The sequence below is a fragment of the Staphylothermus marinus F1 genome (assembly GCF_000015945.1).
Lineage (GTDB): Archaea > Thermoproteota > Thermoprotei_A > Sulfolobales > Desulfurococcaceae > Staphylothermus > Staphylothermus marinus.
Map to the genome: position 1 here is coordinate 684,974 of NC_009033.1, position 14,376 is coordinate 699,349.

Here is a 14,376-nt window from a genome sequence, read left to right on the forward strand (position 1 = left end):
CTGTATCCCCATTTATTCTAATCTTCCTTATCCCTTGGGATAGGTAGGAATTGTTTCCGTATTAAGATCTCGATCTATTACTAGTAGGTGTTTATTCGGTATTAGTTTCCAGTATGGTTCTTCGCTTATTTTCTCTGAAGCCACGATCACTGCTTTTTCTCCATGTAATAGCTTCATTAGTATGAGTTGCCGTGTTTCTCGAGACAGCTTTCTTAGTTCGAGTTTTTCCCTTGGTCTCTCTAGGTAGTAGAGTGTATAATAGTCTAGACTGGTTGTAGCGTATCTTAGAGCATATAGTTTTCTACCGTCACTTGCGATAAAGTTTAGTGATGAGAAACTAATACCTTTATCAATTATCTTCTTAATAGTGCTCCTAATACCCTTTATAGGGTCTCCCATGTTCTCGGTCTCCTGGATTATTAGGTGAAATAATGCTTCAGAATCAGTATCTCCTTCAAGGTCTTGGTATTCTCTATGGAGAAGCCTCAATAATCGTCGCCGACCATGAATTGTTCCATTATGTGCGAAAACCCATCCTCTATATAGCCATGGATGAGTATTCTCCCTCCTAACCCTTCCAGCTGAGGCTAATCTAACATGTGAAACAATTATTTTTCCACGAACAACTTTCTCAATAAGCCTTTCAGCTTCCCCAGAACTATATAGAGCTCTAGGCTCCTTATAGATCCTCCATTCCTCCCCGTTAAACCAAGCAATACCCCAACCTTCAGGGTTCCAAACAGATTGCTCAACAAAACTCTTCACAGGTGTCTCGTAAAAACTAAACCTTACATCAACAGGTTTATTAGCATATAAGCCAAATAATCTACACATATCCAACACCATTATCTAGGATCCTAAATTATAATGATAGGAAAAATAATTTGTCTAATTATAGATTATGATAGAGGTTAGCAGGTGAAGCGGCCTCCATTAATTGATAGTATTTGTCCAGTAATGAATCTTGATTCTTTAGTTGCAAGGAAGTATATGGCGTTAGCAATGTCTTCGGGTTTAGCTATGTCTTTTAAGGGGTGAAGCTCGGCAACTCTCTTCCGTTTTTCCGGAGTATCTATGAATTCCTTCACCATATCGGTCTCAACAAAACTTGGTGCTACAGCATTAACTCTTATATGTGGTGCTAGCTCAACAGCTAGTCTACGTGTGAACCCTATAACTCCAGCCTTTGATGCACAATAAGCTGCGGATGCAAACACGTTTCCTGTCTGACCAGCTACAGATGCAACATTCACTATTGAAGCCCACGGAGCTTTCCTGAGCAGGGGGAGGGAATACTTGGTAACCAAGTATACTCCAGTTAAGTTTATCTTGATTATACGCTCCCATTCCTCAATAGAAGTATCCTCGAACCTGCTTATAGAAAAAACCCCAGCATTATTTACTAGCACGTTTAAATATGGAAACTTGTTGGAGAATTCATTTAAGGCTTTAGCAACGCTTTTCTCATCACTAACATCCATTTGTGTATAGAAAACCTCGACTCCCTTCTCAGATGCTTGCTTAGCGGTTTCAACAGCCTCATCCCTCCTACGATAATAAGTAAATCCTACATTGAATCCTTCACTAGCAAACTTGAGAACAGTAGCCCTCCCTATTCCCCGATCACCACCTGTAACTAATACATAGTTTTCACTCAACACAATCATCTCCACATAATATGATTCCACTACATAAATATATTAATCTCATAATTGATTTAAACAATATTCTTATGATAACCACTTATTCCACCAGAAGCTATACTATGGAAAATTCATAAATAATTAGAATATCCTTTAAGCCTCGAAAACATAGTTAAATTATAATAATCAAGTCGAATCTTATGGTAATGATACTAACATTATAATACGAACTATCCTCTATTCTTACTCCTATACATGATTGTGGCCGGTATAGTTATTGATGCTACCATTATGAATGCTATTATGCTCCATAACATGTTTGTGTTACTAGTATCTTCTGATATGGGAAAGTAGGCTCCCTGCGGTCCTTTATCATATATTTCGCCGGTATCCGCCCATATGGTAACAGAGTATGCGAAAATATCGTTCTTTATCTTATCATATGTAAACCATACCTGCCACACAGGATATACTGCGAAACAATCTCCTCTAACACCTCCCATATCCCTCTCAAACCTGAGCGTAGCATTTATAGATACTATTTTCTGACCATGTTCTCGACCATATTCTTCAGCATATGGAAGAGCCATTTGTATGGCTTGATCCTTGGAGATACTGATCTTTGTTGTTGCAACATAAAACATTGAAGTATCAAAGAGACGTGTTACCAAGCCATCACTGGATACGGCAAGCGTTGTTGCTATTGGGAGCTTAGTGCCCCACATCTTCAAACAAAAGTGGATGATTGTGTTCTCAACATGGTTATTGGGGTTATGGGAAATGTTCAAGATGAAATTATTATCTGTGAGCAGAAGCTTCTTCTCACTCATAGCCTTCATAACCATTTCCGCAAACCTGCCATAATAGGAGTTATTAGTGAATTTTTGGAATGCTTTGAGAAACCTGTAAGCAATAGCTAAGTGATCATGTAGAGACAGGTTGCTCTCATTAAAAACTCCATTTAACCAATAAGACCTTATCCTCCCATCAATCATTGTTACAACAGCATCATACCGAGAACCATTAACAACAAACACCACTCTAACATCAGTCTCCCTATGAAGCTTAGAGAAAGGAATGGTATGAGTAGATGAATGAATAGAAACAATACTAGAATTCTCCACATTGATCCCAATAACACTCCTCAAAAAACTCAATACAACTCTACCAGCATCAAAACCGATACCGGTAGAAGTAATACTTTGACTATTTAGAATATTGGAAGAAATAATATCTATAGAAGCAACAATATCACTAAACAATGATGCGAGGAAAATAACAAGAACAAATACGATAATTTTACTCAATATTCCTCCCCACTACTTCTTTATAAACACTATCTAATATTCTTAATCTAAGGAGTACTAGATGATCGACACATTATTTTGGATATTATTCATGTTTTTAATGGAGAACTAGCTAGGGATGGAGGTATAGATGTTTTCTGACAATGAACTCTGTTCTAAGTACTAGTGTTTCATAGAGTTAGCTTATATGATTTTTTCAACCACCAGGTATAGGGTGGTTTGGTTAGTTTATTTTTATTGATTATGTGTAGATCGATCATATATGCAATCTCTCCTAGTTTCTCCTCTAGTATTTTGGCTAATAATATATATGTTTTTAATTCATCATATTTTTCAGGGATAACTATTAATAAGTCTAGATCACTTGCACCCGTAAACTTACCCTCAACAACGCTGCCAAAAACATATATTTCCATAATATCTGGCATAGCCTTTTTTAGAATATATGCAATGGATTTTGCTATGCTATTCCAATTCCTTAACAGCTGTCTCCTCTTAAACAACCATTTCCCAAAGTTTTTCGACAACACCGAGAACCTCCCTAGCAGTATTTACTGCTATCTCTGCTTCATCACGATCAACATCTGATGCTCCATACTGCCCCACAATCCTAGCTCTTTCAAGGATTATTAGTTTTTCACGGTTCTTTTTAACATAGTTCCTGATGATATTTAGCATATTTTCTGGCAAGAGCCTATTATCTATTATAAATGAGAATAACTGCCTAACCATATGCGTTCTAGGAGGTTCAAAACCTATTTTGGCTATTAAAGCCTTCAAAGCAAGCTGAGAAGCTATCTCTGCTTCAACAATTGCCACATCAAATCTATTACTCAATAAATTATTCAATGCTGACTCCAAATACCTTTTAGCACGACTTCGCAATAAATCAACATATTCCATACTCATAGAGAGTTACACCAATTATGTCTTAAACAATACTATTAATAATTTTTTAACAATCTATATAGTGATTCTTTAAAAAGTATGAGTTATAAGGTTAACTAATTATATTGAAACTAATATTTTCTATAAATATTTTATATTATATTCGATAAACACTGTTGATGCAGTACTAGTATTGTTATCAGTATTTCCAGCTATGCACCTATAGGATATGATGTGTAGAACATGTATTATTTTTCGGGCTCCACTTTTACAAGGAGTAGTGTTTAGTAGTAGAAGACTTGTTTCTCCACAAGTATTTTGAGCTCCGCCACACATTATTGCTCTCCAGATCTACAAGTTTGAACTCGAACACCGTCCTAGTTGCCTTCTCTGATGGGTTGAACAGCTAAGCCCATATCTTAACATATCCATAACCATCCTTTTAGTGGTTGCCCGTGCTTTATCTTTTGGATATTATGGTTGTTTTGATTGTTGTTTGTACGGGCTTCCCCTTCTTGGATCGGGGCTCCACACAGACCACACAAAGTCCTTCATCCGCAGATACCTGAGTACTAGATCCCATTAAGCCCTTTAGTGTAGGTTTACCTGCCTCACAAGCACCGCTTAAGACATTCTATAGTAAGGTCTAGGCTTAGATAGATCCTCTAGAGCAATCTCTTCACAAATCGTTCGAAGCCTTTGTCGAATGTGTATATTTCCGTGATTCCCTTATCTCTCATGATTTTGAGAGCTAAGCAATCGTTTGCATCTAATCCAGTTTCAGCCATCATGGAGATGGCTGCAAGATATTCTTCAGCGCAAACACTAAGTATTTTGAGGTCTTCAAGCGAGTAAAGTTCTAAGAAGAGATTCTGTAGAGACTCGGATCCATGAATTTCTTAAGGAAATTAATGACTTCAGATAAGTGCACAACTGTTGTTAATACCTCTTCTTTTCCATCATTTATCCTCTTCAATATTTTCTATTCCTCCTTCATCCACTTAGCTTTTTCACTAGGCTCTTTTCTCGGCTTATAAAATGCATAGATAAATATGTTTGCATCAAGAAATCTCAGAAAATTTCCTCTCAAATTCATCCCATTTCTCAATAAAATCCACACCTAAATCGACTTTATCAAAATATTTAGTAAGATCAGGCTTTCTCTTCGGCATTATCTTTAAAACCCCCTTTCCTTCACTATAAAGACCTCATTATTTCCTCTCAGCTCCTTTCTCCTCCCATCTAGTGGCAGGACTATCTCCCCTGCTTATCCACCTTTTTAACCTCTATACCATAATTCATAGAGGCTCACCATTATATTCTATACAAATGGAGAATCATAAATAATCTATGGAAGGTTCTTTATATGAGAACCTGTTTCTTCTACATTATGGCTTTATTAAACATATGCATTCCAGAAGAGAGTAAGATCGGCTGAAACAGGCTAAATGGAGATCGAATATTTAAGTGTAGTGTTGTGGATAAAAGAAATACTTCTTTCAAAGATTTTTCAATTATATATTATATATTAAGGATTATCCATGTATGTTTTGAAGGGAAAGATTTAGTGGTATATGATACTATTTTGCTTAATATTCTTTAGTGTACTAATTATGTATTCTAGCTAGTTCAAATTATTTATTGGGGATAAAGATTTAAGAATGCTGTTGCTATAAATAACAGTGTTATAAATAAGCGGGTGGATGTTTTGAGTGAGAAAAGGTTTATACTAAAAGTGTTCCGTAACCCTATGGAAATGCTACCTCATATATGGCCTACTCCTCTAGTATTCCTTCCTAGCTTATCTGACAAAGATAGGGAAGTTTATGGAAAACTAGAGTACTTCAATCCTTTCAGCCATAGTATTAAAGATCGTGCTGTATGGAATATGGTAGTAAAGGCTTACCAAGAGTGTATTGAATGCAAGAAATTGTATGAGGCAACATCAGGTAATGTCGGAATAGCTCTTGCTTGTATATCAAATTTATTAGGTATAAAGTTTAGAGCATATATCCCAAAGAATACACCTAGGATAACTGAAATTCTTCTTAAAATGCTTGGAGCGGAAGTTATTCGCACAGAGTATGAAACTATAAACCAGGAGTTTATCGAATATGTAAGAAACGCCGCAGAGAAGGATAATGCGTTAAATCTTAACCAATTTACAAATGACAACAATTTTGAAGTACATTATAAGTATACTGCAAGAGAATTGGAGGAGCAATTAAAAGTTATAAATAAAGTACCTCCTACTGCTATAATAGCTTCAATCGGGACATCTGGCCATATAGGCGGAATATCAACTTACTTTAAGGAAAAATATGGGAATAGTGTTAAGATAATAGGTGTAGTGCCAGCAAAAGGAAGTGTTATACCCGGTATAAAGAGGCTAGAAACAAATCCCAAATGGTATTCCAAAGACAAAGTAGATAGAGTTATTGAAATTACAAAGGAGGAAGCAGTTAAACAAGTACTAAAAATAGCTAGAAAAGATGGATTACTTCTTGGATTAAGTAGTGGAGCCGTAGCTGCAGCCTATGAACATATAAGACAAGAATATGATAGAGGAGTATTTATACTGGTGTTTCCCGATGATTCCTTTAAATACCTTGAGATCTTTGGAGACTACCTAAGGATGCATCCAAATAATGTTTAATAAACTATCATCATCCCTGGAAAATACATTCTGGATAAATAATGTCCTTAGGATTTATCCCTAGTAAGTTGAGTATGCTTTCAATCCCCTTCATCCTTAGTTCTGTACATAAATCACAGGGAGTAATATTAGTACATTTCCTCTTTACTAAGCAATCAACCTCTTTTTTTACAATATCTCTAATTAAGGGATCCCTCTCAAGAACAACAATATATTTTGGCCTCCTTCTCCCACTGATATAATAATTTAAAAAAGGCTGGCTAACACCAAGAAGCTTAGAGATCCCCAGTTGCGTATACCCATATTTCTCAAGAAGTTCCTTAGCAATTAATATTCTAATAGCTGGGAGAATTCTCTTAACATAGACTTCGCAATAAGAATACTTCAAAATATCACCAAATAAATTGTAGTAGATAACACTGTTATAAACATCATGGTTTATACGAACTATTGCTTTATCAACAAAGATCTTGTATAAAGTAGTTTTTATTCAGTGTCTCTAGTTATGTTTAATAAAAATGATGACAGTTTGTTCCTATGTATTTTTTGTGACATAGACTTCATAGTATTCTCCATGATCTTCATAATCCTTTATAGAATATCCAAGCTTTCTCAATAAAATCTCTAGAACTACTCTAGGGGCATCACTATGTTTTACAATAATTTTTAATTCACTATATCCTTCCCTTAACTTCTTATTTATAATAACTAGAGGTCGTTCTGTACACCCAGGTCCCCGATCCCTTAGATCAAGTACTTCAACCATATATCTTCACCATAAGCTCCTTTAATGAAGTAACTAGTTTTTCTATATCCTCCATGGTATTGTATATGTAATAGCTTGCTCTAACACTACCATCTAGCAAACCAAGGTATTCATGGAGAGGTTCGGCGCAATGGAATCCTGCTCTAACACAAATATTCTTCGACGCCAACCATGTTGCTACTACTTCAGGTTTTACATTATCTCTGAAAGTAAATGCTACAAGCCCTGTTCTTTTGGTAGGGTCAAGTGGGCCAATAATCCTGATGCGATCTCCAAAGGCTTCCTGTAATTCCTTAATAAGAGTCCTAGATAATATGATCTCATGACTTCTTATGTTATTATATCCTATTTTATTAACGTATTCAAGAGCGGCTTTTAATCCTACGGCTCCAGCTACATTGGGGGTGCCTGCTTCAAATTTCCATGGTAGGTCATTGTATTTTACTTTAGTTTCCATGGTATCCCTGTTGATCAAAGTAACATTCTTTACCATATCCCCGCCCAGCATTACTGGGATCATGTTTTCGAGTAAATCTCTTCTACCCCATATTACACCAATACCCATTGGCCCAAGGATCTTGTGGGCACTAAATACTGTAAAATCAATTCCTAGGTCCCGAACATCTAGTCTTAAGTGTGGTATGCTTTGGGCAGCATCCAATACTGTTATTATATTATTCTTTCTTGCTAGACTAGTTATTTTCTTTACACTGTTTATTACTCCTGTAACATTTGATGCATGGGTAAATGCAATAACCTTTGTTCTTTCAGTTATTAAGTTTTCTATATGCTTTACTAGAACACCTTCTCTCTCACTAACTTTAGCTATCTTAACTTTTATCCCATAGGTCTTGCTCAACCTAAGCCATGGAAGAAGATTACTATGGTGCTCCATAATAGTTGTTATTACTTCATCACCTGGTTTAAGAAAACTAAATGCTAGAGAATATGCTATTATGTTTAATGCCTCACTAGCATTTCTTGTATATATTACTTCATCCCAGGAACTAGCATTAAGGAATTTGGCAACATACTCCTTGGTGTCCTCATATAATTCTGTACTTTTCTCACTTAATTCGTACAGTCCCCTGTGTATGTTAGCATTATATTCTCTATAATAATCGGTAATGGCGTTTATGACATAATAGGGTTTCTGTGTAGTAGCAGCATTATCTAGGTATACTATATTATATCTATGTAACAAAGGAAAATCATTCCTTATTAGATAGGGGTCAAGCGATGTAGTCACCTATAACACCGTTATAGATAATACTATATTAGCCTAAATTAAATTTTATGTCGATGCCGTTCCTTCAGCCCTCCTCAAATGTGAGCATATAGTGTTCTCGCTAACGAATAATTGAACCAAGCCCTCCACCATCTAATCGGTTTTTATATAAATAAAGAGGAGGGCCCCCAAACTAATTTTAAGGGCCCGGGCCGGGATTTGAACCCGGGACCTCCGGGTTTCTGTCTTTTCCCCTCTTTTATCATTGGGGGTTTGTCCACAGCCCGGCGCTCTACCGGCTGAGCTACCCGGGCCACTTATAATGGTTGCCGGGCTGTGGTTTTGTGGCCTGGGTTCTTCATCGCGTTTTTGCTCTTAGTCCGGGCCCTTTGCTGTATTCTATTATTTGTTTAGGGGTGTTTTTATAGTTTAGTATGTTTTTGACTTGTTTATGTGGTGGGGGGTGGTGTTTGGTTTGGGTGGTTGTTGGTTTATTGTTTCTGGTTTTGATTGGTATCGTGGGAGGGGTGGTTGGGTTTTGTATTATCCTAATCCTTCTGGTGTTGTTGCTTCTCTGCTTGATGGAGTGGTTGTTGGGGATTGTAGTGTTCGTGGTGTTGTTTTGGATGTTGATTATTCTAGTATAGTGAGGCTTAACAGGGTCTTAGAGGAGCTTAGGCCTGTTGGTGTTGTTGGGCTTGGTCTTCACCCTCTTGCTAGTGTTCCGTTGTTGGAGGCTTCTGCTGTTAATATTTGTTTCGAAAACCATGATGGTGAGAAAACTGTTTCTAAGCTATATAGTGATTCGCCTCTGAGTATTAGTGTTCAAATAGAATTGTTTGATTTATTAAAGTATTTGTGGAGTAGGGGATACGATGTTGCACCATCAAATACTACTGGGCTTTATTTATGTAATGCTGTAGCATATACAATCTATAGGTATGCTTCTAGGAATAATTCTAAAGCATTATTCATACATATACCACCAGTTGGTATATTAAAGCATAGACTTAGTAGAACATATGTGAATATGTGGAGTATTGATTTGTTGAAGCAACTAGTAGTTGATGTTTTAAAGTATATGGTTAAAATAAGTGATAAGTGAATAGTTAGCTAGATAGTTTCTTCCTAATATTTATTAAGAGGTCTGGGTAATCACTAGCAATACCATCCACTTCTCTCCTAATCATTTCATAAACTAGTTTCTCATTATTAACTGTCCAAACAACTACTTTGAGCTTAAGCTTATGTGCTAGCTGATTAGCTTTTAATGATGCTATATTATAGCGTGGAAGCACAATATTTGCTCTGAGTTTTTTAGCATCAAATAATCTACCGGGAGGCTTAAAATATATTAGTCCAGTAACAATGTTTGGAATCAATTGTTTAGCTTTTACAAGTGCTTCATCATGAAAGCTAATGATTGCTACATTATTTACCATGTTATATTTATTGATGAGCTCCACTACTCTACGAGTAATATTTGGCTCCTTTATCTCAACAAATAAGCCAACACGATCCTTAACAAGCTCTAAAACTTCGCTCAGTAAAGGTATGTGTTCACTATCAAGCCTCAAATTATTTCTTATCCATGAATAATCCAGTTCATTAATAGATTTATTTATTCCAAATAATCTCTTAAGATCGGGGTCGTGGAAAACAATTATTTCCCCATCCCTCGTAGCCCTAACATCTACCTCAACTATTTCAACACCCAAACCAATAACATACTCTATTGATTTCAAAGTATTCTCAGGATACCTACCAGCAGCTCCTCTATGACCAATAACTGCGAAAGGCTTAATATTTAAGAGATCAATTATACTCAAAACAAGTTCCTCGAAAAAGTTTTATCTACGATATAATCTGTACTTGCTGAGTAAAATATCTTCACATAAATAAAACATAGGATAAGCTAGCTAGAAGGATTTATAGAATGATTCTACTTTAGTTTAAAGCCTTTCTTAGGCCTCAAATTCTTACTCTTACATCTCCTACACTTTGTGGCTGTGGGCGGGTTTAATGCTCCACATTTACGGCAAACCTTCTTGTTTAGAACTCTATTATATACTATTTGTAGTTTTACCGGGTCCGTTATAGGCATTATTATCTCCTCCCCAAACTATTCCCTATTATTACTTTCCCAATTATGTTGTGGCTCGTTTATTGCTTTATTATTGTTTACCCTTTATAAGTTTCTTGATTAAAAGCATTATGCTCAATACTAGTAGGTTTGCAAGTAATCCCCAGAGTCCCTCATATATGTTCCATATTCTCCCATAATAATATTTCACATATCCAACCACTATCATTCCAGCAGACATTGCTGTTACAGCAGTATATTTATCTATTAATCCAGGCTTCTTCAACGCTATAATGTATTCTGGGAAAAACTGTACTATTCCAGCATATCCTACAAGTAATAAATAAATTAATGCTCCGGGAGCATATATTGCTAGTATAAGGCTTATCAACGCGATCAAGCATGTGAATAATCTAGCATATATTAGTAGTTGTTTCTCGTTTTTGGCGAATACAATATTCTTTGAAAACAACGCACCAGATACGTGGAGAATTGCTGCAGCAGTAGATATTGAAGCAGCCAATGCTCCAGCACCAATTAATCCAACTATGAATGGGTTAAAGAGGGTTCTAGCTACAAGCATGAAGCTTTGATCAGCATATTCCTTTACATGTATAGGAACATTTAGTAATCCCTTAGCAACTAAGCCCACAGCAGTTAAGCCAACAAGAATAGCTGGTATTTGGCTCAACTGGTAGATCCCAACTAAAACCATGTTTCTCTTAACAGTTTCCTCATCTCTAGCGCCGAAAATGTTTTGAACACGGTTAGGCCAAAGCCAGAAAGCCATTGGTGCAATAAGGATTATCGAGTATAGAAAGTATAGATCACTAGTTGTAGGATATAAGTGAAACTTAGCACTTGGAGGTGGATTATAGCTTGTTAAGGTATTGAATAACTTGTCTATTCCGCCGAAAGCAACTATTGGCGAAACAATTCCTATAAACCATATTGCTATAAGCATTATTGCTCCTTGCAACGCATTAATGCTTGCAACACTGACTAGTCCACCTATGATCACAAATATTGCTAGTAATGTGAAAGCCACTACTTTAGCTGTTAAAGGATCTATGTATCCATAACCTGAAACCTCAATAATATAACCCATCCCCTGGATTTGGAGCTGAACATATGGTATACTCCACAAAGCACCCGTTAAAGCAACAAATCCAGCAACAAAACGTGAATTATAGAGGTCTCTGAAGGCATCAGCAAGAGTTAACCAACCCCTCTCCTTAGCATCGCGCCAAAGCCGTGGTATTAGCCAGAACCCTATGAGATAACTAATCATACCATACAATGTTATAGCCCAAACACTAAAACCCTCACGCCAGCTAGTCCTGGAAGACCTAGGAAAGTATATGAACTATAAATATTTGCTCCAAGACTAAGCCATAATATTATTAATCCAAGTCTTCTCCCAGCAACAAACCATTCAGACGCTTTTCCCCTAACTCTTCTCCTAGTAGCTATGTAGCCGTATCCAAAAGTTATCGCTAACCATCCAGAAATTATTGATAAAGAAATTATTTCCTCAACCCCCAAGCTAGGCTCGCCTCTCTCGACTTATAAGATACGCTGTGATCAAAAGTATGAATACGAAGATCACCCAGAACAACATATATAACCATGCAATAACAGGGTTGCCTGAAACACTAGAATACTCCATTATCAAAGGTAATAATAAGCCGGGAATGTAAGCGAGTATTAGTAGAATAACTGGGTTCTTATGAGAACTCATTGTTTCACCAATGATAAAATTAGAAAAACCCATGGATAATAAATATATGTATTGATGAGGTTTTCCGGCGGAACTGAGCATTCCGAAGCGATGATGTACTCTTCGCTGACCCGATCAGAAACTTATTCCGATCGATGATAATCTTTCGCGAATCAACGATTGTTCCTCTTCAGGGAATGCCTCAATAGATTTCTCGAGAAGCCTCTTATCAAGACTGCCCAGTTTCTTATAGTATTCTGAAAGCTTATCAAGATCAACACCTTGCCGTGCTTTCAGAACAAAGTAGTGCTCGGGTCTAAGAACCCTCACTTTTACACCTTTAACATTAATTGTTCTAGCTTGGCCAAGTATTTCCTCAGGTATCTCTATATCCATGAAGTTCTCGTATAGCTCCACAATAATTTCTTTCTCACCGACACGAGCAATGATCCTAGGTGTTCCTAGCTCAGTTGTCGAAATACCCCAGTTCTCCTTCTCAACTATTTCACGGTAGAAATCCTCCTCCACCAAGGGGCTAGGCTCATAAACAAATAGATCAACATCTCCCGTGAACAATTTAATTCTAAGAGCAAGCTGTACAACAGTATCACCTATAACAACAAACTTCACCCCATAACTACTAAGTTTGCCGAGAACAACTGCTAGATCCTCAAGAGTATAAGTCAACCATACCACCTCCGCTCCTATTTTTATAAATGCACATAATACTATTTTTGATGAACTACTCATTTGTTAGTATATTTTAACTATTTTGAATCTTTGGAAACCCTCGTTGTCTAAATATATTTTGGCTACTAAGCTCACATTACGCTGTCTACGAATATTCTATTGTTGAGCATTCTGTGTGATTTTAAATAGTTGATATAAGGTCTCGATTGCTTCCTTAGTATAAAGAGGTTAAAAATTCCTAGTTTAAGAATGGGTAGTTGCTTAAAATAATATTTACAATTATAAATCAAAATATATTGGTTGTGGGGAAAACTAGAGGATTAGAAATGTGATAATATGGTTTATGAGAAAGAATATGTTAAGCCTAGCCCGTTTTATGAAGTATATGATGAGAAAAAGAAGATTATTAGGTGCACGGTATGTGAGAGAAGATGCGTATTAGCGCCTGGATTAACGGGTATTTGTTGGAATCATAAAAATATTGGTGGTAAACTATATAATATAGCGTATGGATTGCTCAGTGCTGTTGAGCCTAGACCTATAGAGATCAAGCCATTATTTCACTACTACCCTAATAGTATAGCATTAACGTTTTCTGGTTGGGGATGCAATTTTCGTTGCCCATGGTGTCAGAATTACCACATTAGTTGGAGTAAGCCAGACCCAGATAAATCAATCTATATGGAGCCGAGAAAACTAGTTGAGCTAGCTAAGAAACTAAAAAATCACGGGTTATGTGCAAGTTTTAATGAACCAACTATTCATTTAGAATATCTCCTCGACGTAGGCGAATATGCTGTTAAACAAGGATTATATTTGACCATGGTAACAAATGGGTATATGACTCTTAAAACAATTAAATACTTGTTAAGACACGGCTACACAGGGTTCAGCATTGATATCAAAGGTTGCCCCTATACATATAAAAAGTATCTATCAGCTAACCCGCTCATAATATATAGGAATACAAAAACAATACTGGATCACGGCGGTCATGCGGAAATGGTTTACCTAGTTGTTCCGAAAGCTAATGATTGGAGAGAATGTTATGAATGGATAATTGATAATCACCTTAAATATCTAGGGGAAAATGTTCCATTACATATTAACAGGTATTATCCAGCAAACAAATACTATGAACCCCCGACGAATATATCCAAACTAGTAGAGATCAAGCGTGAAGCGGAGAAAGCTGGAATAGATTACGTGTATATAGGGAATACTCCATACGAAGAATACGAGTATACACGATGTCCTAGATGTGGTAAAGTATTAATTGTTAGAAGAAACTATAGAGTTATCAAGTGGAATCTGACAAAAGATCATCGTTGTCCCAGATGCGGATACAAGATCAATATCTATGGAGAATATATACATAAGTAAAATAAATACATG

20 protein-coding genes and 1 tRNA gene are annotated in these 14,376 nt (G+C 36.5%); 3 read left to right on the forward strand and 18 right to left on the reverse strand.

Annotated elements, in window-relative coordinates:
- Nucleotides 1–27: 27 nt before the first annotated feature.
- The 8 genes from SMAR_RS03460 to SMAR_RS08690 all read right to left on the reverse strand — a co-directional run bounded on the left by SMAR_RS03460 (nucleotide 28) and on the right by SMAR_RS08690 (nucleotide 4,946).
- The gene (locus SMAR_RS03460) at nucleotides 28–834 is read right to left on the reverse strand and encodes a class II glutamine amidotransferase (protein WP_011838972.1); all 807 of its coding nucleotides are present in this window, start codon (nucleotides 832–834) and stop codon (nucleotides 28–30) included.
- Nucleotides 835–911: 77 nt separating this feature from the next.
- Nucleotides 912–1,667 (reverse strand): SDR family NAD(P)-dependent oxidoreductase, encoded by a 756-nt coding sequence (locus SMAR_RS03465; RefSeq protein WP_052833808.1) that lies wholly within the window; start codon nucleotides 1,665–1,667, stop codon nucleotides 912–914.
- Nucleotides 1,668–1,873: 206 nt separating this feature from the next.
- Nucleotides 1,874–2,950: a hypothetical protein gene (locus SMAR_RS03470; RefSeq protein ID WP_011838974.1), complete on the reverse strand. Its 1,077-nt coding sequence runs from the start codon at nucleotides 2,948–2,950 to the stop codon at nucleotides 1,874–1,876.
- A gap of 170 nt (nucleotides 2,951–3,120) precedes the next feature.
- A complete protein-coding gene (locus SMAR_RS03475; protein ID WP_148676738.1) occupies nucleotides 3,121–3,480 on the reverse strand; it encodes a nucleotidyltransferase domain-containing protein in 360 nt (119 codons plus the stop codon).
- Nucleotides 3,446–3,859, reverse strand: coding sequence for a HEPN domain-containing protein (locus SMAR_RS03480; protein WP_011838975.1), 414 nt, complete (start codon nucleotides 3,857–3,859; stop codon nucleotides 3,446–3,448). Before SMAR_RS03480 ends, SMAR_RS03475 begins: the two co-directional genes overlap by 35 nt.
- A gap of 120 nt (nucleotides 3,860–3,979) precedes the next feature.
- Nucleotides 3,980–4,174 (reverse strand): hypothetical protein, encoded by a 195-nt coding sequence (locus SMAR_RS08390; RefSeq protein ID WP_148676739.1) that lies wholly within the window; start codon nucleotides 4,172–4,174, stop codon nucleotides 3,980–3,982.
- A 329-nt stretch (nucleotides 4,175–4,503) separates the two neighbouring features.
- Nucleotides 4,504–4,734, reverse strand: coding sequence for a type II toxin-antitoxin system VapC family toxin (locus SMAR_RS08730; RefSeq protein WP_212577004.1), 231 nt, complete (start codon nucleotides 4,732–4,734; stop codon nucleotides 4,504–4,506).
- 86 nt (nucleotides 4,735–4,820) lie between these two features.
- Nucleotides 4,821–4,946 (reverse strand): hypothetical protein, encoded by a 126-nt coding sequence (locus SMAR_RS08690; protein ID WP_280097293.1) that lies wholly within the window; start codon nucleotides 4,944–4,946, stop codon nucleotides 4,821–4,823.
- 600 nt (nucleotides 4,947–5,546) lie between these two features.
- Between SMAR_RS08690 and SMAR_RS03485 the strand changes: the two genes are divergently transcribed.
- Nucleotides 5,547–6,494, forward strand: a complete 948-nt coding sequence (locus SMAR_RS03485; RefSeq protein ID WP_011838976.1) for a PLP-dependent cysteine synthase family protein — start codon at nucleotides 5,547–5,549, stop codon at nucleotides 6,492–6,494.
- Between the two features lie 10 nt (nucleotides 6,495–6,504).
- Here the strand turns inward: SMAR_RS03485 and SMAR_RS03490 are convergent, their stop codons facing one another.
- The 4 genes from SMAR_RS03490 to SMAR_RS03505 all read right to left on the reverse strand — a co-directional run bounded on the left by SMAR_RS03490 (nucleotide 6,505) and on the right by SMAR_RS03505 (nucleotide 8,802).
- The gene (locus SMAR_RS03490) at nucleotides 6,505–6,882 is read right to left on the reverse strand and encodes a transcriptional regulator (protein WP_011838977.1); all 378 of its coding nucleotides are present in this window, start codon (nucleotides 6,880–6,882) and stop codon (nucleotides 6,505–6,507) included.
- 147 nt (nucleotides 6,883–7,029) lie between these two features.
- Nucleotides 7,030–7,260, reverse strand: a complete 231-nt coding sequence (locus SMAR_RS03495) for a hypothetical protein (RefSeq protein WP_052833810.1) — start codon at nucleotides 7,258–7,260, stop codon at nucleotides 7,030–7,032.
- Complete coding sequence (locus SMAR_RS03500; protein ID WP_011838978.1) at nucleotides 7,253–8,509, reverse strand: aminotransferase class V-fold PLP-dependent enzyme; 1,257 nt, start codon at nucleotides 8,507–8,509, stop codon at nucleotides 7,253–7,255. The genes SMAR_RS03495 and SMAR_RS03500 overlap by 8 nt, the downstream gene beginning before the upstream one ends.
- A gap of 183 nt (nucleotides 8,510–8,692) precedes the next feature.
- Nucleotides 8,693–8,802 (reverse strand) — tRNA-His (locus tag SMAR_RS03505).
- A gap of 152 nt (nucleotides 8,803–8,954) precedes the next feature.
- Between SMAR_RS03505 and SMAR_RS03510 the strand changes: the two genes are divergently transcribed.
- A complete protein-coding gene (locus SMAR_RS03510) occupies nucleotides 8,955–9,593 on the forward strand; it encodes a pyroglutamyl-peptidase I family protein (RefSeq protein WP_425277386.1) in 639 nt (212 codons plus the stop codon).
- Between the two features lie 4 nt (nucleotides 9,594–9,597).
- On the opposite strand, the gene SMAR_RS03515 is transcribed toward SMAR_RS03510, so the two are convergent.
- The 6 genes from SMAR_RS03515 to SMAR_RS03540 form a co-directional block, all read right to left on the reverse strand.
- Entirely contained in the window at nucleotides 9,598–10,317 is a 720-nt protein-coding gene (locus tag SMAR_RS03515; RefSeq protein ID WP_011838980.1) for a glycerophosphodiester phosphodiesterase, read from the reverse strand.
- A gap of 113 nt (nucleotides 10,318–10,430) precedes the next feature.
- A complete protein-coding gene (locus SMAR_RS03520; RefSeq protein ID WP_011838981.1) occupies nucleotides 10,431–10,592 on the reverse strand; it encodes a 50S ribosomal protein L40e in 162 nt (53 codons plus the stop codon).
- 70 nt (nucleotides 10,593–10,662) lie between these two features.
- A complete protein-coding gene (locus SMAR_RS03525) occupies nucleotides 10,663–11,862 on the reverse strand; it encodes a sodium:solute symporter family protein (protein ID WP_244372500.1) in 1,200 nt (399 codons plus the stop codon).
- 11 nt (nucleotides 11,863–11,873) lie between these two features.
- Nucleotides 11,874–12,116 (reverse strand): hypothetical protein, encoded by a 243-nt coding sequence (locus SMAR_RS03530; protein ID WP_011838983.1) that lies wholly within the window; start codon nucleotides 12,114–12,116, stop codon nucleotides 11,874–11,876.
- A gap of 1 nt (nucleotide 12,117) precedes the next feature.
- Nucleotides 12,118–12,312 carry a hypothetical protein gene (locus tag SMAR_RS03535; protein WP_052833811.1) on the reverse strand — a complete coding sequence of 65 codons (195 nt, stop codon included), beginning with the start codon at nucleotides 12,310–12,312 and terminating at the stop codon, nucleotides 12,118–12,120.
- A 114-nt stretch (nucleotides 12,313–12,426) separates the two neighbouring features.
- Nucleotides 12,427–12,978 carry a nucleotidyltransferase gene (locus SMAR_RS03540; protein ID WP_011838985.1) on the reverse strand — a complete coding sequence of 184 codons (552 nt, stop codon included), beginning with the start codon at nucleotides 12,976–12,978 and terminating at the stop codon, nucleotides 12,427–12,429.
- A 339-nt stretch (nucleotides 12,979–13,317) separates the two neighbouring features.
- Here SMAR_RS03540 and SMAR_RS03545 point away from each other — a divergent pair, with 339 nt between their 5' ends.
- Nucleotides 13,318–14,364 (forward strand): radical SAM protein, encoded by a 1,047-nt coding sequence (locus tag SMAR_RS03545; protein WP_011838986.1) that lies wholly within the window; start codon nucleotides 13,318–13,320, stop codon nucleotides 14,362–14,364.
- The last annotated feature ends 12 nt before the right edge of the window (nucleotides 14,365–14,376 follow it).